Raw genomic sequence first — 24,569 nt, forward strand, 5'->3', positions numbered from 1 at the left:
CATCAGAAAATCACTGGTGACATTAGCTTTGCTTAGGTATATTGGGGTGTTTACTCTGTAATCAATGAGGTCAGGCATGACGCAATCAATTATCACTAGTGGTTTCCCTAATCAGCGCCCAAGAAGAATGCGTAAAGATGATTTTTCCCGACGCTTGATGCAAGAAAATGTCCTGACAGTCAACGATTTAATTTACCCCTGTTTTGTGCTTGAAGGAAGCAATCAACGTCAACAGGTTAGCTCTATGCCTGGCGTAGAGAGATTGAGTATCGACCTGCTTCTTAAAGAAGCTGAAATTATTCATCGTTTAGGTGTACCCGTGATGGCTTTATTTCCAGTGACGCCTGTCGAGAAAAAAACAGAAGATGCCAGTGAGGCTTATAATCCAGAGGGTCTTGTTCAACAAGCTGTTCGAGCGCTACGACAGGAGTTTCCTGAGCTAGGCATTATGACCGATGTGGCGTTAGACCCTTTCACGACGCATGGGCAGGACGGTCTTCTCGATGACAATGGATACATCGTCAATGATCACACCGTTGATGTATTAATTAAACAAGCCTTATCGCATGCCGAAGCTGGGGCCCAAATTGTGGCACCATCCGATATGATGGATGGCCGAATCGGTGCTATTCGTGATGCACTGGAGTTCAACAGCCATATACACACCCGCATCATGGCGTATTCAGCCAAATATGCTTCCAGTTTTTATGGCCCATTCCGGGATGCTGTTGGTAGCTCAGGAAATCTAGGCAGCGGTAACAAATTTACTTACCAGATGGACCCCGCTAACAGTGATGAAGCTCTTCATGAAGTCGCATTAGATATTCAGGAAGGCGCGGATATGGTGATGGTGAAGCCAGGCATGCCTTATCTTGATGTTTTATATCGTGTGAAAGACACTTTCAAAAAACCCACTTATGTCTACCAAGTCAGCGGTGAATATGCCATGTTAAAAGCGGCTATCGACAATGGCTGGTTGACTGAATCGGTTATTTTGGAAAGTCTTCTGGCTTTCAAACGTGCTGGGGCTGATGGCATTTTGACTTACTTTGCTAAGGAAGTCGCTCAGCAATTAAAAGCTGGCATCTAATTTTAAAAATACGTTTGCAATGACTCTATGACTGATAAATACGCCGTAATAGGCCACCCAATTAAACACAGTAAATCCCCCTTCATTCATGCCGAATTTGCCAAGCAGAGCCAGCAAGATATTGAATACACAGCTATTGAAGTGCCATTGGAATCACTGGCTTCAAGTCTTCAACAGCTGCGAGATATTCTCAAGCTTAAAGGGATTAACATCACTGTTCCTTTTAAAGAACAAGCCTGGGCCTTGGCAGATAGTCTGTCAGATCGTGCTCAACGTGCTGGTGCCATCAACACAGTCATTTTTGAGAGTGACGGTACTATTTATGGTGACAATACTGATGGTATTGGCTTATGCCGAGATTTGGAAAACCACCATATCAGCCTTAAAGATAAGCGGATTTTGTTAATAGGTGCAGGTGGTGCGGCGCGAGGCGTCATCGCCCCGTTGATGACTTATCAACCAGCCGAATTATTTATTGCCAACAGAACAGCTAGTAAAGCCACTCAACTGGCTGATTTGTTTTCCGACTTAGGTGCTATTAAAGGCGGTGGATTTACTGACGTATCCGGTCATTTCGACATCATCATCAATGCGACGGCAGCAAGCCTACAAGACGAAGTACCTGACCTACCAGAAAGTATATTTACTGAAAAATCATGTTGCTATGACATGATGTATGCCGATAGGGATACCGCATTTATCAAGTGGGCAAAACAACACAAAGTCAGTCAAACCATTGATGGCCTGGGAATGTTAGTCGAGCAAGCTGCTGAAGCCTTTTATCTTTGGCGACAGATCAGGCCCGATACCCAAGCTGTTTTGCAGCAACTTCGTGAGAACATGAAATCAGACTAGCTTAGCCTAATAAAAAAGCCTGCTAAAAAGCAGGCTTTTTTGTGAACATACAGACCTTATTTATGTTCCTGAGCTAATTCAGGATGTGTGTTTTGCACATGATGTTTTTCTCTAACTGGACGAATAGACAAATTCGCCAGGAATGCCACAAGAAGTAATCCAGCCATGGCATACATAGTTGAATTATAAAGGCTTGGAGTAGGATCTAAAGTCCCTGCCGGTGCAATCTCCATCAGCTGTGAAATGGACACTGTTTTCGCGGCAATCAACTCATCGAGATTATCAATACTCGCCCCAAACTTTTGCAGGAATGCAGCTGGATCAACTTTAGCTGCTAATTCATGTAAAACCTTATTCATCGAGTGCTCACGCAGATGCGTAATCACATATGGTCCTAAAATGCCAGCGGTACTCCAGGCTGTTAACAGTCGCCCATGAATACCACCCACATGCATCGTACCGAAAATATCAGCCAGATAAGCTGGAATAGTGGCAAAACCACCGCCATACATAGTGAATATAATCATGGTAACGGCATAGAACATGACTAATGCTGTCACACTCGGACTCACACTAGCTTGTGTTGCTATAAAGGGAATAGATAAATACAGTAATGCTCCCAACAAGAAGAAGCAATGATAGGTATTTTTACGCCCGATGTAATCAGATGCTGTAGACCATAAAAAACGCCCTGACATATTAAACACGCTAATCATCAATACATAGGTAGCAGCAAAGCTGGCATCAACAATTCCTGGCAGGCTCGGACTAAAAATATCAGTAATCATGGTTTTTGCCACCCCGATCACCCCAATACCTGCCGTCACGTTAAAACACAATACAATCCATAGTTGATAGAACTGCGGTGTTTTTATCGCTTGATCAATATGAACATGGTTGTCAGAAATCAGACGGTTTTTTGTAGATTGATCTTTGGCTGGAGGCGTCCAGTTGTCTGGTTTCCAGTCTTTAGCTGGGACTCGAAAACTAAACGCTGCGATGGTCATCACAATAAAATACACAATACCAAGCGTGATGAAGACACTGGTCGCTCCGGTATCACCTGTGCCCACGACATAGACGCCTTCTGGCCCAGGCACGGGTGTTTTTAGCATATCGGCTGCGGAAGCAATGACAACTTCAACTTGTTGACCTGCCACTTCAGCATAGCGTCTACCCGATTCAGTAATCAGATTAACGTCGGTGACTTTGCCTAAATATTCAGGCATTCGATAATACAAACTCAGTAGGTAAGTGATTAATGGCGCCCCTATCATCGCACCACCACCAAACCCCATGATGGCGATACCTGTCGCCATACCACGTCTATCAGGGAACCAGCGAATCAAGGTACTGACTGGTGTGACGTAGGCAAGCCCTAAACCACAACCACCAATAGCACCATACCCCAAATAAATGAGCCAAAGCTCGTGTGTGGCAATGCCGATACTGCCAACGAGAAAGCCACCACCCCATAAACAAGCAGCGAGAAATCCGGTCGCTCTTGGCCCTACTTCTTCAAGCCATTTACCTCCAATGGCTGCTGCTAATCCCAGAAACACAATCGCGGTAGAAAAAATCCAGACAACAGATGAAAAACTCCAGTCATCAGCAGCACTGGCCACCACACCAAACTGTTTCGTCAGGGCTGGATTAAAAATACTCCAGGCATAGACCGAACCGATACACAAATGAATAGCGACAGAAGCAGGGGCAATTAGCCAGCGATTAAACCCAGGTTTGGCGATGATATGTTTCTTGGATAGCCGACTGGCCAAGTTATCAAACCATGACATCAGTAATATTCCTCTCTTTATATAGTTTTTATGTTTTTCAGCAACATATCACAACTATTGATCAAGACGGAACCGCCACAGAAAAAAAGCCTAAAAAAGCAAACCATGGGAAATGGTGGTGAAGGTGAAAACCAACAAAGAAAAACATCCCCACCGAAGAGATCGGCTTCTTTTTATGATTAAGATCGAGGTGAGGATGAAGGGGGAAATTGAGCCCCACAGTGTCGGTGCGACGGGGGTTCTTGAACCATGAGATTCAAGAGGGAAACTTCATGAAGATGGCAAACTTCCCGTCAAGCGGGCCTGTTTTTCAACTTCGGATTGTCAGTTTCCTTAAGCATTTGCTTATCGGCTCAAGACACACATGTCGCTATCGAGCACCGCAGGGACATGATCTATGATACGCAAATTCCCTATGCTTAGCTCAAGTTTTTTCAGAGCTCCAATTGTCTATCTTCTTCCAGAAAAGCGCTAACACGCTCTTTCAACTGCATAATTTTGTTGTTTACTTTTTCCATGTCATGACCTTCGTCATGTTTGAAAATAAGCAACTCGTGCGCTAAGTTGAGTGCTGCCATTACCGCGATACGATCGACACCTACCACTTTGCCACTTTGACGAATCTTTTCCATATTGTCATGGACCATCTTGGCAGACGCAATCAGCGCCTCTTTTTCTTCTTCCGGACAAGCAATTTGATATTCCTTGCCCAAAATTGTCACAGTTACCGGTGAACTCATAATTCGCTATCCAATTCTCTTAAACGACTCACCATCTTCTCAATCCGGCTTCGAGCCACATCGGTTTTTTCGATCAGTTGAGAACGTTCTGAGAGCCACGCTGTTTGTTGTGAGCGCAACAGCATGTTCTCTTCCCGCAATCGACGACTGGTACGAAGTAGCTCATCCACTTGTTGCTCCAATTGTTGTATCGCGTTCTTATCCATTAATATGAGTTCTTTCGCTGTGCGAGAATAAAGCCTAACTATAGACGTGCGCTGCCGACTCGGTCAACAACTGTCATAATAGGAACAATTTATGTTCCAATGCATAACATTGAACAAGATATCTTTTTTGCCATTATTCAGGTTTTAAGTTTATGTCACAACTCTACTTTCCATCTCTATCGCCCGATAATCAAAACGGTGATGGGCCTGCCAGTCTCGCTGAACTCCAGGGCGCTTTATGTGGTTTGCTTTGTATGGACGCTCTCGCCGATCGTAAAAGCTGGTACACACGATTATTTGAAGATTTCTCGCCTGCCGAAGAAGAGAAACAAGATTTAACACACCTGTTTGATGACACGATTCAGTCTCTAAATAGCCTGGATTTTGACTTTCAGATGGAACTCCCGGATGACAATGCACCGATTGTCTCACGTTTATCGGCGATGGCAGACTGGTGTCAAGGGCTTGTATTCGGCCTCGGTACATCAGGCATGACCAATGAAACAGAACTCTCTGATGATTGTCAGGAATACGTGACTGATGTCATCAAAATCAGTCAGGTTAATTTTGACAATGTAGAAGACACAGAAGAAGAACGTGCCAATTTTGAAGAACTCGTAGAATACATTCGTATGGGTCTTTTTTTACTTTACGGAGAATTGCAACCTACCGACCCAACTGAGGAAGCGACTGAACACTAATGCAAAAGAAAGAATTCACCAAACGCCGTCAACATCTGATGGATATTATGGGACCAGATACGATCGCTGTATTACCCAACGCGCCAGTGGCTAACCGTAACCGTGATGTCGACTATCCCTACCGAAGTGATAGTAGTTTCCACTACCTGACAGGGTTTGATGAGCCTGAATCCGTACTGGTGCTGATTCCAGGAAGAGAACATGGCGAGTATATTTTATTCTGCCGTGAACGGGACCTGGATAAAGAAATCTGGGATGGCTATCGTGCCGGTCAGGAAGGTGCTATCGCTGAATTTGGCGCCGATGACTCTTATCCAATAAGTGATCTTGACGATATCCTGCCTGGTCTGCTGGAAGGTAAAGAAAAAGTCTATTACACCATGGGAAATCAGCCGAGCTTTGATCAGCACATGGTGTCTTGGTTGAATCACCTACGCCAAGCAGCACGCTCTGGTAAACATTCGCCAACAGAGATTATTGAACTCGAGCATTGCCTGAATGAGCTTAGATTATTTAAAAGCAGTCAGGAAATCAAAGCCATGAAACAGGCAGCAAGCATATCGGCCCAAGCTCATATTCGTGCTATGCAATTTACCAAACCAGGTAAATGGGAGTATGAGGTCGAAGCGGAAATTATTCATGAGTTTATGAAAAATGGTTGTCGCTCCCCTGCTTACCCGTCTATTGTGGGTGGCGGTGAGAATGGCTGTATCCTGCATTACATTGAAAACAGTGCCAAGTTGAAAAGTAATGAGTTATTGCTGATTGATGCCGGTGCAGAATTCGAATGTTACGCGGGCGATATTACTCGCACTTTTCCTGTTAATGGTAAGTTCACTACCGCGCAGGCAGCTGTGTATCAAATCGTTTTAAATGCACAAAAAGCCGCCATTGCTGCAGTAAAGCCAGGCAATCATTGGAATCAACCACACGAAGCAGCGGTTGAGGTCTTAACGCAAGGCTTAGTTGAATTAGGCATTCTTAACGGCAATGTCGATCAACTCATCGAAGAAGGCGCTTACCGTGAGTTTTATATGCACCGAACTGGACATTGGCTGGGAATGGATGTACATGATGTCGGTGACTATAAAGTCGGCGGTGAGTGGCGCTTATTAGAACCCGGCATGGTATTAACGGTTGAGCCTGGTCTCTATATCCGCGATCAGGAACATGTCGATAAAAAGTGGCACTTTATCGGTATTCGGATTGAAGACGACGTACTGGTGACAAAAGATGGTTACGAAGTACTCACTGAAGCGGCCCCCAAGGAAATCGACGAGATTGAAGCATTAATGGCAGAGGCAATCTAAAACGTGAATCACAGCCTGTTTGATGTGTTGATTGTGGGAGGCGGTATGGCTGGTGCCAGCCTGGCTATCGCTTTGAAAGAGAGTCGGCTGAAGATTGGTCTTATAGAAGCGAAATCATTAGAAACAAATTCCCAGCCCAGTTACGATGATCGTGGCATTGCACTTAGCTATGGTTCGCAACGTATCTTCGAAACAATGGATGTCTGGACTGCTATCGAAAAGCACGCCAGTCCCATCCAACACATTCACGTGTCTGAGCGGGGCCGCTTTGGTGTGACACGCTTATCGGCCGAACAGGAAAAAGTGCCGGCACTCGGCCAAGTCATTACAGCCAAATATTTAGGCCACGCACTCAACCAGCAATTGCAGCAACTCGATAATTTGACATTATTCTGTCCAAGCATGGTGAGTGCAGTAGTCACCGAAGCTGAACATGTGAAAGTCACGTTAGATAACCATGACACTCTGACTGCCAAACTGCTTGTTGCCGCTGATGGACGCGAATCGACTATCCGTCACTGTTTGAACTTAAGTGCCTGGGAGCAAGATTACAGTCAGGTCGCTATCACCGCCAATATTTCTACAGATAAACCACATCATGGTTGGGCATACGAGCGTTTCACTACATCTGGTCCCTTGGCTTTATTGCCGATGACGGATAAACGAAGCAGCTTAGTATGGACAGTCAAAGCGGGTGAAGAAAGTGCATTGCTCTCCCTTCCAGAGGAAGCATTTCTAAAGCAATTACAACATCACTTCGGCTATCGTGCTGGACGGTTTATTCGTGTTGGCGAGCGTAACAGTTACCCTTTAATATTGATGCAAGCTGACATGCCAGTTCAAGCTCGAATCGTATTTATTGGAAATGCCGCTCACAGCCTGCACCCCATTGCTGGTCAGGGATTCAATCTTGGCTTACGTGATGTCGCGGTATTGGCTGAACATATTTTTGATGCCAAAGATTGCGGTCACGCTGAGTTGTTGCAACGTTATCAGCAGCAGCGTCAACAAGATCAGGATCAGGTTGTTAAATCCACAGACCAACTGGTGCGATTATTCAGTAATGATATTCCGCTATTAGGTCATCTGCGTGGGGCAGGACTTACGCTGATGGATACGATGCCTGTTATGAAACACTGGCTGGCACAGAAAAGTATGGGATTGGCACAAGCACAGCCTAAATTAGCTCGAGGTGTTCCCTTATCATGAAACAGCAATATGATATTACGATTGTCGGTGGTGGCATGGTGGGAGCCTGTCTGGCGCTGGCATTATCACGTTATGACCAATTCACCATTGCCTTAATAGAGGCTCGTCATGTTGAACCATTAACTGCTGACGATCCCTTTGACATCAGAGTCAGTGCATTGACCAAAGGTAGTGAAGCCATTCTGAAAAATCTGGGAATATGGTCAATGCTGCCACCAGCACGGCTATCTGCATTTTCTGACATGAAAGTCTGGGAAACCAGTGAGAGTCAGATACATTTCAATAGTGCTGATATGGGTACCAGCAACTTAGGTCACATCATTGAGAATCGGCAACTGCAAAAAACCAGTTTCAGCCTCTGTCAGCAACAAGCTAATATTGATGTAATTTGCCCAGCCAAACCAGTAGCTATTGATAACCAACAACTTCGTCTTGAGGATGGACGCATAGTAAAAACACAACTGATTATCGCGGCAGATGGTGCTCATTCGGCTATTAAAGAGCTGGCTAACATCCAGACAAAAGGCTGGTCATACCATCAAAAAGGCCTGGTGTGTAATGTTACCACTGAACATCCTCATCAAAACACCGCATGGCAGCGCTTCTTAGCTGATGGTCCGCTTGCGTTTTTACCTCTAAAAGATAATCATCAATGCTCAATTGTCTGGACACTTAAAAATGACGATGCTGATCGTCTGTTATCGCTCAGCGATGATGAATTTATCGATGAACTAAATGTGGCATTTGAAGAACGTTTGGGAAAAGTCACCCACATCAGCCACCGTGATGCTTTTCCGCTTCAACTACGTCATGCCGAGACATATATCAAACCAGGCATTGTTCTGGTTGGTGATGCCGCACACACCATTCATCCACTAGCAGGACAAGGCGTCAATATCGGTTTGTTGGATGCAGCAACGCTAGCCGAAGTTATTATCGATGCTGCCATGCATAATCGTGATATTAGTCAGCTACATACGTTACAAAAATACCAACGACAACGACATGCTGATAATCTGCTGATGCAAATGAGCATGGACATGTTCAAGCGTGTCTTCACTAACCGCATCGCTCCGGTGAGATGGCTACGTCAATTTGGCTTACGTCATGTCAACCAAAGTCGCTTACTGAAAAACCTGTTTATGCAGCAAGCAGCAAGCCGTTCTTTTGCCACGCCTAAACTGGCTCAGCGCCACTATGGCCGTGATTAAATTATCTCCCCTTCGTCTTTCTCAGATCAGATGACCATACTTTCATTTCACGGAGCCTAGTGTATGTTTCGATTCCTAACCCGTCAGTTTTTGACCGGCTTAATCACTATTCTGCCTATCACCATTACGCTCTATCTGATTTATTGGGTCATTTCTTCTGCAGAAAAAGCATTAAGCCAAGTCATCATGTTTCTGTTACCGGATTACATGTATTGGCCAGGGATGGGTTTTTTAGCTGCTATTGCCTTGATCTTTACTCTCGGTATTTTAATGCGCCTCTATGTTTTCAAGCGCTTGTTCAAGGGTGCAGAAAGCTTGCTTTATCACCTACCAGTCATCAAATCAATTTATGGCAGCATGCATGACTTTTTTCATTACTTCACACCGGGACGAGAAACTGAGTTTGAACAGGTTGTTTCCGTCAAACTGGATAATGGTATGGAGATGATTGGCTTTATCACATTGGACAGTGCAGAGCATCTACCAACCAAAGATGATGAAGATCGTGTGCTGGTGTATTTACCAATGAGTTATAACATCGGCGGCTATCCTGTGATCATGCCAAGACGCATGTTAAAACCGATTGATATGAGCATGGAACAAGCCATGCGTTTTGTATTAACTGCTGGAGTGGCTGGTCACACAAAACCTAAATAGGTAAGAAAACAAGCGTGGCCGCTCGAACGACAAATGTCTTAATAATACGGCCATTTTTCTGCGCGATGATTTGGGCAAGATTATCTTGGGTAGCAATCATTTTTCCAAACAGTCGTTGATAACTCAAATTACGTATCTCGCCTGATAAGCTATCGCTCAACATCAGTAGATTACCGTCACGATCACGTTTCTTTGCCAACAACCATGCCGCAATTTCTATATTACGAGCACTGTTATAGAGTTTTTGCTGATCGATTGAGGTCAGGTAAAAAAATTCGCTGTGGTTATCATAAGATGTCATCAGCATTTTTCTTAAGCCGACAATATAGGCAAGTACACGATCCCCCTGAAAACGTTCATCAAGAGAGAGTCGTATTATATCGGTTGGTCTCTTGATAATAGCCCATTCGGGGTAGATGAAATCCACCTCTCTGGAGAATGTCCGCTCCACACTCTCTTTGATGGTTCTGATATCCCTGTCATGACGAAGATTGGGATTACGTTTGTAAAGCTTCAACATTAATCTTTTTAACTGCGCCATCACCGCTTGTTGGTGAAGCTCTATCACTTCATCGATGTCACTCTTGGCTAGTCTGGAGACACCGTTATTTGACTGACTATTATTTCCGCTTGCCGCACAGCCCGTAATGAAAAAAACAAGCCATAAAACGCTAAACCATCTCATCCACTAACTGCCCTCCTGACGGCTTTGAATCATTATTCATGTCCTTGATATATAAATATTGCTGTACAGACTTTGGTAGTAGATTGTTTTGTCGTTCAGACGAAGATGAGTCACGTTCAGTGCCGATAAACTGCCTGACAAATTGCGCTTGCTGACTATCTTGTGTGGAGGCCAGTGGCACAACGACATTCGTTGTATCAGCTTGTTCTTTATCAACAATGGTAGCGGTGTATTCAGCGGCAGCATCAAAAGTAACAGGCAAACGCGCATTATTGCGTGGTTCAGTAGGAACCAGCGGGTAAAAATTCGCTTGTCTGTTATTGTTGATCTGCATCTATCATTACTTTTTTTCTTGCCTTGGACGCCTGCGTCGTGGCTTTGATGATTTATTCGCGTCGTGTCTTTTTCGTTGTGGTGCGGCTTCTTTTTCCTTTTTTACTCGTGGCTTGGGTGTGTCCAGTTGCTCATCAGAGGTTGATGCTAATGGTAATTTATGTTTGATATAAGCTTCAATATCTGGCAGTGAAAATACATATTCTTCACACGCTAAACTGATGGCAACACCGCTAGCCCCTGCTCGAGCAGTCCGTCCCGTGCGATGAACGTAGTCCTCTACATCTTGGGGTAAATCATAATTAAATACATGACTCACCTCAGGAATATGTAATCCTCGCGCAGCAACATCAGTGGCGACGAGGAAGGGAAATTCGCCATCCTGGAAGTGTTGCAATAAGCGTTCACGTTTTTTCTGGGGCACATCACCAGACAATAATGAAGCCTTGTAGCCATTCCCCTCCAAATACCCCCAGACAACATCTGCAGCTTGTTTTGTATTGACGAAAATAATGCCCCGTTCAGGATTCAAACGTTTAATCAACGCCAGCAGCAGAGGAATTTTTTCATCATTCGCCGGGTAATACACCCATTCTTCAATACGATCCCCCATCATTTTTTCAGGTTCGACCTGAACCTTTTCTGGGTTATTCATATGTTCGTAAGCTAATTCGCTAACTTTGTAGCTCAATGTCGCTGAAAACAACATCCCTAAACGTTGCTCGGGTTTAGGGATACGACGCAGGAAATAACGGACATCTTTAATAAAGCCCAGATCAAACATCCGATCGGCTTCATCAAGTACAACGACATCAATGAATTTTAAACTGAAGACACGTTGTTTCTGATAATCCAATAAGCGCCCAGGCGTACCGATTAAAATATCCAGTCCCCCCTTAATCATATCGCGCTGACGTTGGTAATCTTTGCCTCCATGTGCGATACCAATACGCAGTCCTGATTCAGCATTAAGTTTTTCTGCATCTTTCGCTATTTGAATGGCTAATTCGCGAGTCGGAGCTAAAATCAGTGCGCGTGGTTGTTTTCCGTCCCAGTTTTCAGCAGGCTTTTTTTCGAGCAGGCATTGAAAGGTGGCAAGTAAAAAAGCAATGGTTTTGCCTGTTCCTGTTTGTGCCTGACCAGCAACATCCCGGCCTGATAGTAATATTGGCAGCGCAGAAGCTTGAATCGGGGTACAGAATTCGAATCCGGCCTTCGCCAGCCCGGCTTTTAGTGAAGCGTGGAGTGGCAAGGATGAGAAGGCCTGCTCGGTTAGATGTGCACTCATAGAATACTTGCATTACCTTTTGTGATAGGAAAAAATGTTAGGCTATATCGTATGGGAGTATAGACCCACGATACTTTATATACCACTGGAGATAAAACATGAGCGAAAACGTCACCCACGTGACCGATGGCGACTTTGATAGCCAAGTACTACAGTCTGACCTGCCTGTGTTGGTCGATTACTGGGCTGAATGGTGTGGTCCATGCAAAATGATCGCCCCTGTATTGGATGAAATCGCGACCGAATACGCTGGTAAATTGAAAGTTTGCAAGCTGAATATTGACGAAAATCAGGACACTCCACCACGCTACGGTATCCGTGGTATCCCAACATTAATGTTGTTTAAAGATGGTGAAGTTGAAGCCACAAAAGTAGGTGCTTTAACAAAATCACAACTTGCTGCATTTTTAGATAGCAACATCTAAAAAATACATACTCCCCGCAAGCATTCTCGTTGCGGGGAGTTTGATTTTTACAATGAGCGTTATGCAGATACGCTATCAGTCCCCCGCCCGACTGATATGGCATAACACCAATTGACCAGTTCATATCCATCATGACCGGATAATGTGCTGGTTTATTTATTTCTGAACGATATGATCACAAAATGGATGTCTCAGAGCTTTTAAACGATCTAAACAAACCACAACGTGAAGCAGTTGCTGCACCTCTAGGCCACGCCAGGATTCTGGCGGGAGCCGGTAGTGGAAAAACACGGGTATTAGTCCACAGAATAGCCTGGCTGATACAAGCAGAAGGTTTTTCAGCGGGTAATATTTTAGCTGTGACCTTCACCAATAAAGCGGCTGCAGAAATGCGTGGTCGTATTGAAGAGATTCTGGGTTATCCACCAGGCGGCATGTGGGTAGGCACCTTTCATGGCTTAGCTCACCGCCTATTGCGCTCACATTGGAAAGAAGCCGACCTGCCTCAAAATTTCCAGATTCTGGATAGCGATGATCAACTTCGGATGCTGAAACGCATCATCCGCGCGATGGAACTGGATGAAGCACAATGGCCACCTAAACAGGCCCAGTGGTACATCAATGCACAAAAAGATGAAGGCCTGCGTGCCAAAGATATTCAGGCAGGTCATGATCCTTATTCAAAAAATATGCTGGCCATTTACCTTGCCTATGAACAGGCTTGTCAACGAGCTGGGGTTATCGATTTCGGTGAAATTTTATTAAGAAGCCATGAACTCTGGTTAAAACGCCCCGATATTCTGGCGCACTATCAGCAGCGGTTTAAACAAATTTTAGTCGACGAGTTTCAGGATACTAATACCTTGCAATACGCTTGGCTAAGATTACTCGCAGGAACTAGCGGACACCTGTTTATCGTAGGGGATGATGATCAGTCTATCTATGGCTGGCGTGGTGCACGTATAGAAAATATTCAACAGTTCGACACCGACTACCAGGGTGCCAGCACCATCCGTCTAGAACAAAACTATCGTTCTACTGGCAATATTCTCAAAGCAGCTAATGCGGTTATTGCCAATAATAGTGAACGCTTAGGCAAAGAATTATGGACAGAGGATGATGACGGCGATCCCATCCAGATTTATAACGCTTACAACGAACGTGACGAAGCCTCATACCTTGTCGAGCAAATCCGTAAATGGGTAGAAAACGGTGGGAAAAGAAGTGATGCTGCCGTGCTCTATCGTTCGAATGCGCAATCACGGGTCATTGAGGAAGCCTTACTACAAGCCGCTATGCCCTATCGGGTTTATGGTGGCTTACGCTTTTTTGAGCGGGCTGAAATCAAAGACGTTCTGTCTTATTTGCGTCTGGTGTCAAACCGTCTCGATGACGCCGCTTTTGAACGTATCGTCAACACACCCACGCGCGGTATTGGCGCTGCCACTCTCACACAAGTACGCCAATATGCTCGTGAACGCGATATTTCGATGTGGCATAGTGCCATCGAGATGCTGGATGCTAAAGCCTTTGCGGCACGAGCTGGTAATGCGCTAGCGGGTTTTATCACACTGATTGATTCGTTGACTCCTGAACAAGACACCATGATGGGCTTAAATGAACTGACACAGTTAGTCATTGATGAAAGTGGCCTAAAAGCCCACTTTGCCAAAGATAAGACCGAAAAAGGGCAAGGTCGGATTGATAACCTAGACGAATTAATCTCAGCGACCAAACAGTTTCACAAACCTGAAGAAGCAGAAGACATGTCGGATCTGGATGCATTTCTTGCCCATGCTGCACTCGAAGCCGGTGAGAATCAGGCTGACCGCTGGGAAGATTGCGTGCAATTAATGACATTACATTCCGCCAAGGGTCTCGAATTTCCAATCGTCTTTATGGTGGGCATGGAAGAAGGTCTGTTCCCCGGACAAAAGTCCAGTGATGATCCTGTCCGCCTTGCCGAAGAGAGACGGCTTTGTTATGTCGGCATGACACGCGCGAGAAAAACGCTCTATCTGATGTACACAGAATCGCGCTTTCTCTATGGGCAAGAAATGATTCAACGCCCGTCACGTTTTCTGAGTGAACTTCCGACCGAGTGTATAGAAGAAGTTCGTGCTCGCAAAAACCATATCACTCCCAGCCTGAATGGTGTTCGTGGTCGAGACACGCAGACAATGAACGAAACAGGGATTAAAACCGGACAACAGGTGCATCACCAAAAGTTTGGCCCGGGAATTGTGGTGGATACCGAAGGTTCAGGCAAAAATGCGCGAGTGCAAGTCAACTTCAAACATGCTGGTAGTAAGTGGTTAGTGCTGGCTTATGCTAAATTAGACATACTTTAATTAGGGACAAACATCTATGTTGGCATCTTGTTTTTCACGTTCTGTCATTGTGGGTCTAATGACATTCATGCTGGCCTCATGTGGACAAAGTGAGCAATCACAATCTGTCACTGATAATACAGACTATAAAAAGAGTTACCGATGGAAGATGGTCACAACTTGGCCGCCGGGTTTCCCTGTATTACAGGAAGGTGCTGAACGTTTTGCTGCCAATATCAAGGCCATGTCTAATGGTCGACTGGAAATTAAAGTCTATGCCGGCGGTGAACTTATCCCTGCTTTACAGGTGTTTGAAGCCGTATCACAGGGCACGGTAGAAATGGGGCACGGTAGTGCCTATTACTGGGCAGGCAAAGTCCCTGAAGCGCAATTCTTTTCCACCGTCCCCTTTGGCATGACAGCATTAGGTATGAACTCATGGTTATACGATGGTGGCGGCCTCGAATTATGGCGTGAAGTCTATAAGCCGTTCCATGTTATCCCCTTCCCGCTGGGTAACACTGGTGTCCAAATGGGCGGCTGGTTTAATAAAGAAATCAATTCTGTTGATGATCTCCAGGGGTTAAAAATGCGTATTCCAGGCTTAGGTGGCAAGGTATTAGCCAAAGCCGGTGGTAACCCTGTTTTATTGGCCGGCAGTGAAGTCTATAGTGCGCTTGAACGCAATACGATTGATGCGACTGAATGGATTGGGCCATATCATGACGAGCGCTTAGGTTTGTATCGCGCTGCAGAGCATTATTACTATCCAGGTTGGCATGAACCTGGCACCGTCCTGGAGTTAACGGTGAATGAGCGTGCGTGGAACAGTCTACCACCTGATCTGCAAGCTATCGTCGCGAATGCAGCTCAAGCAGAAAATCTGGCCATGCTGGCAGAGATGGAGCATAAAAACGCTGAGGCATTACAAATTCTGAAAGCACGTGATGACATTACTATAGCGCCCTTCCCAGATGATGTGTTGCAACGTTTAAAAGCCCTGTCAGATGAAACTTTAGTTGAAGAAGCCGAGAAGAATCCGAAATTTAAACGTGTCTTCGATGCATATCAGGCATTCCGTCAAAAGGATGCTGATTGGTCTCAAATTTCTGAAAGAACTTACTTAAACCTTGAACCGGCCCAATGATTTTCTTGATTTTTACAGCCGAGGGTTTAGCTGAAGCGGCTTCAGAAATACAGGCAGAGCAAGCGACTGTCTGGTTGAATCCGGATCTAAAAAACACCAATGATTATGCCAAGTTAGTCGAATCTGGCTGCGACTGTTTTTTTCTCAGCGAACAGGCTGACCCAACTAATGAAAGATCAGTCATCAATGCTTTGAGTCAGGTTGAAAAAAACAGTCACGATACTGAAATCTATGTTGAATATTTATAAATGAAAACGCTTCTTTTTTTACTCGTCTGTTTGTTGAATACAACTGCTTATGCAGACTCAGAGTGGTCTGAGTCGACTATCAATTTAGATAAACCACTTGATATCAAGGTTTACCGTAACCCGAATTGTCAGTGTTGTCATAAGTGGATCAGTCACCTTGAGCATCACGGATTCAATGTCACCGATCAATTAACACACAATCTTGATGCCGTTAAAGAAAAGTTAGGCGTCCCTCATGCTATGCACTCTTGTCACACGGCCGTGATCGAAGGTTATGTTATCGAAGGGCACGTACCAGCTGCTGATATCATGCGTTTACTGACACAAAAACCCACTATCACCGGGCTCGCTGTTCCTCAAATGCCAGTGGGTACGCCCGGCATGGAAATGGGCCCCCGCAAAGATAATTTTGCCGTTATTGAGTTTACCCCAAACCAACAATACAGCATTTTTACTACCTATCAGCTTGATGAAAATCAGCATTACCAGGCCAGCACAACTGAGGAATAACCATGGAAATCCTCGTTGTGCTGAGCAGGTTACTGTTCTCGGCATTCTCTAATGTTTTTCAAAAGCAACTGACTCACCGTGGCTTTGACTCACTGTTTATTGTTTTTAGTTCTTATCTTGTTCTAGCCGTTATCTGTCTACCACTACTTTCTTTACTTGACCTGTTTTCACTGACAAGCAATTTTTGGATAAATATTTTCTTTGCCGCCCTACTGGATATGGCGGGTACAGCCTATCTGGTCATGTCTTTATCAAAAACAGACTTATCAGTGTTTGGGCCTTTGAATGCCTACAAAGTCGTTATCTCCATGATACTGGCGATGATATTTATTGGAGAAATCCCCAGCTTTCAAGGCTTTTTTGGTGTCGCGGTCATTGTGGTGGGGAGCTATTTTTTATTTCCGCCCAAAACGACTTCGCAAAGCCGCATGTTGACCTTGTTCAAAGACAAAGGCGTTCAATACCGGTTTTTATCGATTTTGCTTTTTTCTATTGGCACTCTACCGCTGAAAACAGCAGTGATAGAAGGTGGAGCCTTAGCCACAACCGTGTTCTGGTGTTTATTGGGTTTGCCGTTGGCAGCCTTAACTCAATGGCTTTTTATCAAAAAAGATATCACCACCAATATCGCAAAAGCGCGACATAACATCCGCCCTTTTGTTTATCTGGGCTGTCTGATCTTTCTGATGCAATACATGACTATGCTGGTATTTTCACAGCTTTTGGTCGCTTATTCTCTGGCATTATTTCAACTAAGTATGGTGCTACAGGTATTCCTTGGCTACCGCATTTTTAATGAAGAACATCTCTGGCGACGCTTATCAGCTTGTCTGGTAATGGTGGCAGGCAGCTTACTGGTTCTAAACGCTTGAGCGGGATAGGGCTTGGCCTGTTATTATGCACTCAGATTGTTATTGGAGAAGATGATGAAACGGTTAACGCTATTGCTGACCGGCTTATTAATGTCAGTACAGGTCTGTGCTAACACAGTGCTGTCACCTGTATGGAGCAGCCCGGCAGAACTTAAAACACCTGAATCTGTTATCTATGATCCCATCACAAAACATTTATATGTCTCGAATGTTAATGGCAATCCCCTAGATGCAGATGGTAATGGCTTTATTAGCCAATTATCAGTCAAAGGTGAGATTGAAAAACTGCATTGGCTGGATGGCCTCAATGCCCCAAAAGGATTGGCACTCAGTGGTAACCATCTCTATGTTTCTGATATTGATGAACTGGTGGTCATTGATATTGCTGAACAACGCATCATCAAGCGTTACCCCGCGGAGAATGCCCAATTTCTGAATGATGTGGCCATTGATAAACAGGGACATGTTTACGTCAGCGACATGATGACAAACCGCATCTATCGCTTGTCTGGTGATGACTTTAATGTCTGGATGGATGACCCTGCTCTAGAATCCCCCAACGGTCTTTTGGTTGAGCATAATAATCTGATTGTCGCCAGCTGGGGCAATATGACCAAAGGGTTTGAAACCGAGACGCCGGGACATTTAAAAATCATTGATCTGATTACACAACAGATGAAAAGCCTGGGTGACCAATCGCCCGTGGGTAATCTGGATGGCATCGAAGCAGATGGTCAGGGGAATTACCTGGTCACCGATTGGATGAAAGGCCGATTATTAAAAATCACACCTGAAGGAAGAAGTGAAACTTTGATTGAATTTAATCCAGGTAGTGCTGACCATACAGTTATGCCTGAGAAAGACCTTGTTATTGTTCCAATGATGATGGATAACGTCATCACTGCATTCCGGATACACCGCTAAATGTCATTTGAAGATCTCATGTTAGAAGACAGCCTGTTGAGCGCTATCGCTGCTCACGGCTACACCACCCCTACGCCAATTCAAGAAGAAACGATCCCGCTTATTTTAGCCGGTCAGGACGTATTGGCCTGTGCGGCCACAGGGACAGGCAAGACCGCAGCATTTGTTGTGCCTTTATTACAAAAGCTCTGGGACAGAAAGCATCGTTCACATGAACCTGTCGCTCTCATTCTGGCTCCAACACGTGAGCTGGCCTTCCAGATTCAACATGTGCTTAAAACCTTCAGTAAAGAAGATCCAATCGATATTGCCATGATTACCGGTGGTCAGGCACCCACTGCCCAACAAAAGGTTTTAGATGAAGGCTGTGATGTCATCATTGCCACACCCGGCCGTTTATTGAACTTAGTTGAACAAGAGCAGGCCGATTTATCACTGATTGAGTTTGTGGTGATAGATGAAGCGGATCGTATGCTGGATATGGGACAAGGTCCTGATGTCGCGACATTATTAGCTTCAATTACAACAGCATTCCAAACCTGCTTGTTCTCCGCCACACTGGCTGGTGCCGGTGTGGAAATTTTTGCTAACACCTTACTGCCTGATGCTACCCGAGTAGATGTGAATGCTTCAAATCACTATGCCGAACAGGTCGAGCAGCGTGTCTATTTAGCTGATAATCGTGAACATAAACAAGCACTGCTCAAAGCCGTGATTCAATCGGACGAGTGCACAAGTGCTTTAGTTTTTTGCAATAAAAAAGAACGCGCAGATGAAGTAGCCGACTATTTGCAGTCACAAAATATCTCTGCGCAGGTGGTGCATGGTGAATTCTCTCAGGCAGATCGCCGAGAACGAACACGTAAATTCCGTCAAGGAAAAATCAAAGTCTTAGTTGCAACGGATGTAGCTTCACGTGGACTGGATTTACCACAAGTGAGCCACGTCATTAATTATGATGTGCCATTTCGTGGTGATATTTATATTCATCGTGTTGGCAGAACCGGGCGGGCTGGACAATCAGGTATTGCTGTCAATCTGGTGGAAAGCCATGACCAAAAAAACCTTGAGCGCATCGAACATCATATTGGCCAGTCATTACCTGTAGTAAAAATGAAGGGCTTGGCACCGAAAGGCAAAGTCAATAAACAAAAGAGTAAAAAAGCCCCCAAAGCCAGATACATTTCTAAAAAAGACCGTGCCCAAGAATAAATCCACTTATTTTCTACGCGGCTTATTGTTAATCAGCAGCGTGTTATTGATTGCCGGACTTTTCATGCCGATGTTGACCATCACGCAATTTCTGGTCATTCGTGATGATTTCTCTGTTATTTCCGGTATTACAGAACTGTGGAAAGCAGAAAAATACGTGTTATTTTTTGTTATCGGTTGTTTCAGTATCCTCATGCCTTTCGCTAAGTTAGCCTTACTGTTCCGATTGTTATTCGCTGATAACCACCCTACGCCACTCAAGATGACCTTGTTGAATCTTATGCATGATTATGGCCGCTGGGCAATGCTTGATGTCATGGTAGTGGCGATGTTGATCGTCACTGTCAAACTTGGTGCCATCGCCAGTATTCAGATTCATCCGGGCTTATATGTGTTTGGTGCTGCAGTGTTACTGATTATGCTCATTACACAGCTCACTGTCAGCACCTTGCGAACTCAGACGAGTTAACCTGTATTCCGCATACCGGCAGAAATCGCACTGATCGTTCTCAGCAACGGATCCAGCCACTTATCTCGTTCATCTTCAGATAAGGCGTTCTCTCGATATCGTTGCAATAAAAGAATCTGAATATAGTTAATGGGATCCAGATACGGTTCACGTCGGCGTAAAGAAGATCGTAATGCCGGTGTTTCTGACATTAACTTGTCCTCACCCACCACCAGCAGAACTTGTTCTACCGTGCGATGATATTCTGCTGAAATGACTTCGAATACTTGCTGTCCTTGAAACGCATTTTCACACAAAGCGGCATAGCGCCGTGCGATATTCATATCGGCTTTTGACAGGGACATTTGCGTATTACTTAAAAGCGCACTGAAAAAACGCCATTCTTTGACCATTCGACGTAACGTTTCAACTTTCTCAGGATCATTTTGATGCCACTGTTCTAACGCCGTACCAATGCCATACCATGCAGGTAAGGTGTGTCGTGACTGTGCCCAGGAAAAGACCCAGCCAATAGCACGAACCGATGCCTTGGAACGATCACCCTGTTTACGATGTGAGGGTCTGGAACCGATGTTCATCATACCGATTTCAGTCACTGGACAGACCTCATAAAAATAATCGAGGAAGCCTGCGGTGTTTTCGGTCAATTTACGGTAGCTCTGCTCGCCGTAGGCCGTGAGCTGATGCATTACATCCATAAAGGCCGGCTCATCATGATGCGTTTTAGCCACCAGACTTCGTGAAGCCTTCATTAAACCAGATACCCCCATCCCCAATTCATAGGCAGCTGTCTCGATATTGCCATATTTGAATGACAATACTTCGCCCTGCTCTGTGAATTTGATTTGTCCCTGCACCGTGCCAACCGGCTGAGACAGAATAGCATCATGAGTTGGGCCACCTCCGCGACCAATCGTACCGCCACGACCGTGGAACATTCGACATTGCACACCATGCTGTTCGGCCAGGTGACTGATTCTCTGTTGGGCTTGATACAAATTCCATACAGACGCCAGAATCCCCCCATCTTTACAAGAATCGGAGTAACCCAGCATGACTTCCTGTAAATTGCCTGAGGCACTTAATAAACGACGATAATGTTCATTCTCAAGTAATGCCGACATCACTGGTTCGATATGAGATAAATCTTCAATGGTCTCGAATAAAGGTGATACTCGGAGGTGACAGTAGGTATTACCATCTTCTGTATAACCACATAAACCAGCAAAACGCCCCAAGGTTAATACTTCCAGAATATGACTGGCCTGGTGGGTCATTGAAATCACATAACTGCCGAATGCATTGGTGCTGACTTCCTGTTGCAGTCGTGTCATTAACTGAAATACCGACAGAATTTCTTTGTTTTGCCCTTCTAATTCAGGCAAAGAGGGTAAATCATGACGTGCTAACAAATCCGTCAACACTGACTGACGTTGCGTTTCATCTAATTGCTGATAATCTTCACACAGGCCTGTTTGTCTTAGCACCTCGCTCACCGCTTCCGTGTGTAATGTCGATTCCTGGCGCACATCCAAGTGATATAAATAAAAGCCAAAGGTCTCCACCAGTCGGATCAAATCGGTCAGTTCACTGCCCGCCAACTCGGCATCCCCGTGTACGATCAGGGACTGTTGAATTAAGCGTAAGTCTTGCAGTAATTCATCTTCGTTGTCATAAGCCAGTCCCAATGCAGTGGGCTCAAGATCAGGCCGAAAATATTGCTGCAATAGTCGTAGATTATCTTCCAAACGATGCCGCATCATGTAAAGTTTTCGGCGGTAAGGTTCATTCAGAAAACGGTCTGGTTTTGCACGAAATGCCCCAGCGTAACGTTGTTCCGATTCATCAATATTGGCAGCTAATTCATCACTTATTTCACACAAAGGTTGTGAGTGTGTGAGTTGGTAGCTAAGTTTAGTCACGTCTTCCAGATAACGGCGAATCACTGTGCGCTTTTGTAACTGAATCGCCATGTCGGTGGTTTCAGCTGTTACATAAGGATTTCCATCTCGGTCACCGCCAATCCAGGAACCGAATTGAATATAGCCTGGCACTTTGAATGACGCACCTGCATCAATCTCGTCTTTATAGACGCGACGAATGGCATTTTCCATATTGCGATAACTTCTGGGCACCGCATCAAACAGGCTTACGTTAAAGTAATACAAACCATTTTTGATTTCATCGCGAACGGTGGGTTTAACAGCCCTCACTTCATCGGTGGACCACAACAACTGCACTTGTTTTTTAATTTCAGACCGTGTGCGTTCTTCTTCAAATGCCGTCAAAGGGTCATTGGTCAGCTTTTCGTCTAATAAGAAAATACGACGCAGAATTTCCATCAAAGTCCGACGCTTTGACTCAGTCGGATGAGCGGTGAATACAGGCATGTATACCATCGTATCCATCATATGCTGAAGTTGTTCGAGGGTAACGCCCTCTTGTTTAAACTGATTTAATGTATCCAGGTACGATCCATGCCATAAATCACGACCATTTCTTAACTGGATTAGACGGTTATGATAATTAAAGGCTTCTTCTGCCGTATTCAGCAGACTGAAATACAAATTAAACGCACGAATGACTTCACGTAATGTGGTGGCATCCAGCGTATTCAGGAAACTCAGTAACTCCGTGCGTAATAGAGCGTTATCGTCTTTGCGAAGATTAATAAACCCCTTACGCAAACGCTCTACCGTCTCATAGACCTCACGACCAGCACGCTCATCAATTACTTCACCAAGAATATGGCCAAGAAACCGAACATGTTGACGTAGCTCTTTATCGCCCAGCATAGATAGCTGCTCGACAGTACTCAATACAGGTTCATAATCTGTCATAGTATTAACGTTCATTTACATGGTGATAGAGATCGATATAGATATTGGCGCTGTTTTCCCAACTGAAATCCCCCTCCATTGCGGTGATCATCAGTTTTCGCCATATCCGCGGATGCTGAAACAGCGCGGTCGCCCGTTCCAGTGTTTCGTATAATGCTTCTGCTGAAGCCTCATGAAAACAAAATCCATTAGCAATACCGATTTTACGGTTTTCGTCGTTAGCATCAACAACTGTGTCAGCTAAACCGCCAGTATTACGTACAATCGGTAGCGTACCATATCGCAGGCTATACATCTGATTCAGGCCACATGGCTCAAATCGTGAGGGCATCAGAAACACATCCACCCCCGCTTCAATCTGATGCGAGAGTTTTTCATCATAGCCAATGGTCAATGCCACTTTATCAGGAAACCGCGCACGAAGTACACGCAAAGCTTGCTCAAAATCTGCTTCACCACTGCCCAGACAAATCAGCTGAATATCCTGCCCCTCTTCCAGTAAGCGTGTTATCGCTTCGATGGATAAATCGATACCTTTCTGTGATACCAGACGACTGATTAAGCCGATAAAGAGCGTCTGTTCAGACTGGGGTAAATAAAATTGTTGCTGAAGTGCCTGCTTGTTTTTCTTTTTACGGTTTGGTGTTTTGACTGAGTAATGGTGCCTTAGATAAGGATCCGTAGCCGGGTTCCATTCTTGATAATCAATGCCATTCAATATGCCACTTAAGCGCCCTTGTTCGGCTCGATAAGATAATAATCCCTCCAGGCCATAACCAAACTCAGCGTCACATATTTCTTTAGCATAGGTAGGACTAACTGTAGTGATGTGATCGCTAAATATGAGCCCGGCTTTCATAAAAGACATCAAGCCATAAAACTCTAGCCCATCAATTGACCAAAGAGACTCAGGTAAGTCCAGCGCGTCAAAAACCGGGCGCTCAAACAGTCCCTGATAGGCCATATTGTGAATAGTAAAAATGGTATGGGGAGTATTCTCTCTCAACGTCAGCAATGCTGGTGCAAGCCCGGTCTGCCAATCGTTGCAATGCAAAATATCTGGCTTCCAGTTCAGTTCAGCTTCATCCATGGCTAAAGCCACAATAGCGCGACAAAACAATGCAAACCTTGCGGCATTATCTTCCCAGTCATGTCCGCCAGGGTGGCTGTAGGGTCCACCACTGCGATCAAAGTGATAGGGGGAATTCAATAGCCAGACGATGACCTCAGTACCAGGAAGTGTGGTTTCAATAATTTCCACAGGCAGGTGGTAACCATCCAGTTTAATCGTAGCAACGGTGTGCGAGCTTTCTATTCTTTGCAGGCACTGACGATAGGCAGGCATAAAAATTCTGACATCTTGTCCATGTTCAGCCAGCGCCGCTGGTAAGCTGGCAGACACATCTGCCAGGCCCCCGGTTTTCATTAACGGATGGACTTCACTACTGGCAAAAAGAATTTTTCGCACGCTTATCTCCCAAAAATTGTACAATTCTCCAAATTATATACGG

General features: G+C 44.9%; 24 protein-coding genes and 1 other RNA gene. 16 read left to right on the top strand and 9 right to left on the bottom strand.

What is annotated here, in order from left to right:
- The first annotated feature begins 76 nt into the window (after positions 1-76).
- Positions 77-1,090: a porphobilinogen synthase gene (hemB, locus tag B3V56_RS08580; RefSeq protein ID WP_289281792.1), complete on the top strand. Its 1,014-nt coding sequence runs from the start codon at positions 77-79 to the stop codon at positions 1,088-1,090.
- A 27-nt stretch (positions 1,091-1,117) separates the two neighbouring features.
- Positions 1,118-1,945, top strand: coding sequence for a shikimate dehydrogenase (aroE, locus tag B3V56_RS08585; protein WP_289281791.1), 828 nt, complete (start codon positions 1,118-1,120; stop codon positions 1,943-1,945).
- 56 nt (positions 1,946-2,001) lie between these two features.
- Here the strand turns inward: aroE and B3V56_RS08590 are convergent, their stop codons facing one another.
- The 4 genes from B3V56_RS08590 to B3V56_RS08605 all read right to left on the bottom strand — a co-directional run bounded on the left by B3V56_RS08590 (position 2,002) and on the right by B3V56_RS08605 (position 4,687).
- Positions 2,002-3,741: an OFA family MFS transporter gene (locus B3V56_RS08590; RefSeq protein WP_289284172.1), complete on the bottom strand. Its 1,740-nt coding sequence runs from the start codon at positions 3,739-3,741 to the stop codon at positions 2,002-2,004.
- A 209-nt stretch (positions 3,742-3,950) separates the two neighbouring features.
- A non-coding RNA gene (gene ssrS / locus B3V56_RS08595) (6S RNA) lies at positions 3,951-4,133 on the bottom strand.
- Positions 4,134-4,175: 42 nt separating this feature from the next.
- Complete coding sequence (locus B3V56_RS08600) at positions 4,176-4,481, bottom strand: cell division protein ZapA (protein ID WP_286303993.1); 306 nt, start codon at positions 4,479-4,481, stop codon at positions 4,176-4,178.
- Positions 4,478-4,687 carry a TIGR02449 family protein gene (locus B3V56_RS08605; RefSeq protein WP_286303992.1) on the bottom strand — a complete coding sequence of 70 codons (210 nt, stop codon included), beginning with the start codon at positions 4,685-4,687 and terminating at the stop codon, positions 4,478-4,480. Before B3V56_RS08605 ends, B3V56_RS08600 begins: the two co-directional genes overlap by 4 nt.
- A 152-nt stretch (positions 4,688-4,839) precedes the next feature.
- On the opposite strand from B3V56_RS08605, the gene B3V56_RS08610 reads away from it, so the two are divergent.
- The 5 genes from B3V56_RS08610 to B3V56_RS08630 all read left to right on the top strand — a co-directional run bounded on the left by B3V56_RS08610 (position 4,840) and on the right by B3V56_RS08630 (position 9,775).
- The gene (locus B3V56_RS08610; protein WP_289243239.1) at positions 4,840-5,388 is read left to right on the top strand and encodes a UPF0149 family protein; all 549 of its coding nucleotides are present in this window, start codon (positions 4,840-4,842) and stop codon (positions 5,386-5,388) included.
- Positions 5,388-6,698 carry a Xaa-Pro aminopeptidase gene (gene pepP / locus B3V56_RS08615; RefSeq protein ID WP_289281788.1) on the top strand — a complete coding sequence of 437 codons (1,311 nt, stop codon included), beginning with the start codon at positions 5,388-5,390 and terminating at the stop codon, positions 6,696-6,698. Before B3V56_RS08610 ends, pepP begins: the two co-directional genes overlap by 1 nt.
- A gap of 3 nt (positions 6,699-6,701) precedes the next feature.
- The gene (ubiH, locus tag B3V56_RS08620; RefSeq protein ID WP_289284173.1) at positions 6,702-7,907 is read left to right on the top strand and encodes a 2-octaprenyl-6-methoxyphenyl hydroxylase; all 1,206 of its coding nucleotides are present in this window, start codon (positions 6,702-6,704) and stop codon (positions 7,905-7,907) included.
- Positions 7,904-9,118, top strand: coding sequence for a UbiH/UbiF/VisC/COQ6 family ubiquinone biosynthesis hydroxylase (locus tag B3V56_RS08625; RefSeq protein ID WP_289281785.1), 1,215 nt, complete (start codon positions 7,904-7,906; stop codon positions 9,116-9,118). Before ubiH ends, B3V56_RS08625 begins: the two co-directional genes overlap by 4 nt.
- A 63-nt stretch (positions 9,119-9,181) precedes the next feature.
- Positions 9,182-9,775, top strand: a complete 594-nt coding sequence (locus tag B3V56_RS08630; RefSeq protein WP_289243235.1) for a DUF502 domain-containing protein — start codon at positions 9,182-9,184, stop codon at positions 9,773-9,775.
- Here the strand turns inward: B3V56_RS08630 and B3V56_RS08635 are convergent.
- Genes B3V56_RS08635 through rhlB form a run of 3 tightly spaced genes read right to left on the bottom strand, consistent with a single transcriptional unit; the run spans position 9,768 to position 12,081 of the window.
- The gene (locus tag B3V56_RS08635; RefSeq protein ID WP_289281784.1) at positions 9,768-10,460 is read right to left on the bottom strand and encodes a hypothetical protein; all 693 of its coding nucleotides are present in this window, start codon (positions 10,458-10,460) and stop codon (positions 9,768-9,770) included. The genes B3V56_RS08630 and B3V56_RS08635 overlap by 8 nt on opposite strands.
- Positions 10,447-10,794, bottom strand: coding sequence for a hypothetical protein (locus tag B3V56_RS08640; protein WP_289281783.1), 348 nt, complete (start codon positions 10,792-10,794; stop codon positions 10,447-10,449). The genes B3V56_RS08635 and B3V56_RS08640 overlap by 14 nt, the downstream gene beginning before the upstream one ends.
- 6 nt (positions 10,795-10,800) lie before the next feature.
- Entirely contained in the window at positions 10,801-12,081 is a 1,281-nt protein-coding gene (gene rhlB, locus B3V56_RS08645; RefSeq protein WP_289281782.1) for an ATP-dependent RNA helicase RhlB, read from the bottom strand.
- A 98-nt stretch (positions 12,082-12,179) separates the two neighbouring features.
- On the opposite strand from rhlB, the gene trxA reads away from it, so the two are divergent.
- The 9 genes from trxA to B3V56_RS08690 all read left to right on the top strand — a co-directional run bounded on the left by trxA (position 12,180) and on the right by B3V56_RS08690 (position 20,218).
- Complete coding sequence (gene trxA / locus B3V56_RS08650) at positions 12,180-12,506, top strand: thioredoxin TrxA (RefSeq protein WP_007146622.1); 327 nt, start codon at positions 12,180-12,182, stop codon at positions 12,504-12,506.
- Positions 12,507-12,688: 182 nt separating this feature from the next.
- A complete protein-coding gene (gene uvrD / locus B3V56_RS08655) occupies positions 12,689-14,857 on the top strand; it encodes a DNA helicase II (RefSeq protein ID WP_289284174.1) in 2,169 nt (722 codons plus the stop codon).
- A 16-nt stretch (positions 14,858-14,873) separates the two neighbouring features.
- Positions 14,874-15,983, top strand: coding sequence for a TRAP transporter substrate-binding protein (locus tag B3V56_RS08660; RefSeq protein WP_289281779.1), 1,110 nt, complete (start codon positions 14,874-14,876; stop codon positions 15,981-15,983).
- Positions 15,980-16,231 carry a hypothetical protein gene (locus tag B3V56_RS08665; protein ID WP_289281778.1) on the top strand — a complete coding sequence of 84 codons (252 nt, stop codon included), beginning with the start codon at positions 15,980-15,982 and terminating at the stop codon, positions 16,229-16,231. The genes B3V56_RS08660 and B3V56_RS08665 overlap by 4 nt, the downstream gene beginning before the upstream one ends.
- Positions 16,232-16,741 carry a DUF411 domain-containing protein gene (locus B3V56_RS08670; RefSeq protein WP_286303982.1) on the top strand — a complete coding sequence of 170 codons (510 nt, stop codon included), beginning with the start codon at positions 16,232-16,234 and terminating at the stop codon, positions 16,739-16,741.
- A 2-nt stretch (positions 16,742-16,743) separates the two neighbouring features.
- Complete coding sequence (locus B3V56_RS08675) at positions 16,744-17,613, top strand: EamA family transporter (protein ID WP_289281777.1); 870 nt, start codon at positions 16,744-16,746, stop codon at positions 17,611-17,613.
- Positions 17,614-17,667: 54 nt separating this feature from the next.
- Complete coding sequence (locus tag B3V56_RS08680) at positions 17,668-18,537, top strand: SMP-30/gluconolactonase/LRE family protein (RefSeq protein ID WP_289284175.1); 870 nt, start codon at positions 17,668-17,670, stop codon at positions 18,535-18,537.
- Complete coding sequence (locus B3V56_RS08685) at positions 18,538-19,749, top strand: DEAD/DEAH box helicase (RefSeq protein WP_289284176.1); 1,212 nt, start codon at positions 18,538-18,540, stop codon at positions 19,747-19,749.
- Positions 19,736-20,218 carry a paraquat-inducible protein A gene (locus B3V56_RS08690; protein ID WP_286303978.1) on the top strand — a complete coding sequence of 161 codons (483 nt, stop codon included), beginning with the start codon at positions 19,736-19,738 and terminating at the stop codon, positions 20,216-20,218. The genes B3V56_RS08685 and B3V56_RS08690 overlap by 14 nt, the downstream gene beginning before the upstream one ends.
- Here B3V56_RS08690 and ppc read toward each other — a convergent pair.
- Together ppc and glgA are read right to left on the bottom strand one after the other, a co-directional pair.
- Positions 20,215-23,058 carry a phosphoenolpyruvate carboxylase gene (ppc, locus tag B3V56_RS08695; RefSeq protein WP_289284177.1) on the bottom strand — a complete coding sequence of 948 codons (2,844 nt, stop codon included), beginning with the start codon at positions 23,056-23,058 and terminating at the stop codon, positions 20,215-20,217. The genes B3V56_RS08690 and ppc overlap by 4 nt on opposite strands.
- A 4-nt stretch (positions 23,059-23,062) precedes the next feature.
- The gene (gene glgA, locus B3V56_RS08700) at positions 23,063-24,526 is read right to left on the bottom strand and encodes a glycogen synthase GlgA (RefSeq protein ID WP_289281932.1); all 1,464 of its coding nucleotides are present in this window, start codon (positions 24,524-24,526) and stop codon (positions 23,063-23,065) included.
- Positions 24,527-24,569: the final 43 nt, after the last annotated feature.

Source organism: Methylophaga sp. UBA2513 (assembly GCF_002341285.1).
Classification (GTDB): domain Bacteria; phylum Pseudomonadota; class Gammaproteobacteria; order Nitrosococcales; family Methylophagaceae; genus Methylophaga; species Methylophaga marina.

Excerpts from the sequence above, each read along its gene's own strand:
- B3V56_RS08630 (WP_289243235.1), top strand. The coding sequence starts at position 9,182 with ATGTTTCGATTCCTAACCCGTCAGTTTTTGACCGGCTTAATCACTATT.
- B3V56_RS08665 (WP_289281778.1), top strand. The coding sequence starts at position 15,980 with ATGATTTTCTTGATTTTTACAGCCGAGGGTTTAGCTGAAGCGGCTTCA.
- B3V56_RS08590 (WP_289284172.1), bottom strand. The coding sequence starts at position 3,741 with ATGTCATGGTTTGATAACTTGGCCAGTCGGCTATCCAAGAAACATATC.
- trxA (WP_007146622.1), top strand. The coding sequence starts at position 12,180 with ATGAGCGAAAACGTCACCCACGTGACCGATGGCGACTTTGATAGCCAA.
- B3V56_RS08635 (WP_289281784.1), bottom strand. The coding sequence starts at position 10,460 with ATGAGATGGTTTAGCGTTTTATGGCTTGTTTTTTTCATTACGGGCTGT.
- pepP (WP_289281788.1), top strand. The coding sequence starts at position 5,388 with ATGCAAAAGAAAGAATTCACCAAACGCCGTCAACATCTGATGGATATT.
- hemB (WP_289281792.1), top strand. The coding sequence starts at position 77 with ATGACGCAATCAATTATCACTAGTGGTTTCCCTAATCAGCGCCCAAGA.
- B3V56_RS08685 (WP_289284176.1), top strand. The coding sequence starts at position 18,538 with ATGTCATTTGAAGATCTCATGTTAGAAGACAGCCTGTTGAGCGCTATC.
- B3V56_RS08625 (WP_289281785.1), top strand. The coding sequence starts at position 7,904 with ATGAAACAGCAATATGATATTACGATTGTCGGTGGTGGCATGGTGGGA.
- B3V56_RS08670 (WP_286303982.1), top strand. The coding sequence starts at position 16,232 with ATGAAAACGCTTCTTTTTTTACTCGTCTGTTTGTTGAATACAACTGCT.
- uvrD (WP_289284174.1), top strand. The coding sequence starts at position 12,689 with ATGGATGTCTCAGAGCTTTTAAACGATCTAAACAAACCACAACGTGAA.
- ppc (WP_289284177.1), bottom strand. The coding sequence starts at position 23,058 with ATGACAGATTATGAACCTGTATTGAGTACTGTCGAGCAGCTATCTATG.
- B3V56_RS08600 (WP_286303993.1), bottom strand. The coding sequence starts at position 4,481 with ATGAGTTCACCGGTAACTGTGACAATTTTGGGCAAGGAATATCAAATT.
- aroE (WP_289281791.1), top strand. The coding sequence starts at position 1,118 with ATGACTGATAAATACGCCGTAATAGGCCACCCAATTAAACACAGTAAA.
- B3V56_RS08660 (WP_289281779.1), top strand. The coding sequence starts at position 14,874 with ATGTTGGCATCTTGTTTTTCACGTTCTGTCATTGTGGGTCTAATGACA.
- B3V56_RS08640 (WP_289281783.1), bottom strand. The coding sequence starts at position 10,794 with ATGCAGATCAACAATAACAGACAAGCGAATTTTTACCCGCTGGTTCCT.
- B3V56_RS08605 (WP_286303992.1), bottom strand. The coding sequence starts at position 4,687 with ATGGATAAGAACGCGATACAACAATTGGAGCAACAAGTGGATGAGCTA.
- B3V56_RS08610 (WP_289243239.1), top strand. The coding sequence starts at position 4,840 with ATGTCACAACTCTACTTTCCATCTCTATCGCCCGATAATCAAAACGGT.
- rhlB (WP_289281782.1), bottom strand. The coding sequence starts at position 12,081 with ATGAGTGCACATCTAACCGAGCAGGCCTTCTCATCCTTGCCACTCCAC.
- B3V56_RS08675 (WP_289281777.1), top strand. The coding sequence starts at position 16,744 with ATGGAAATCCTCGTTGTGCTGAGCAGGTTACTGTTCTCGGCATTCTCT.
- B3V56_RS08680 (WP_289284175.1), top strand. The coding sequence starts at position 17,668 with ATGAAACGGTTAACGCTATTGCTGACCGGCTTATTAATGTCAGTACAG.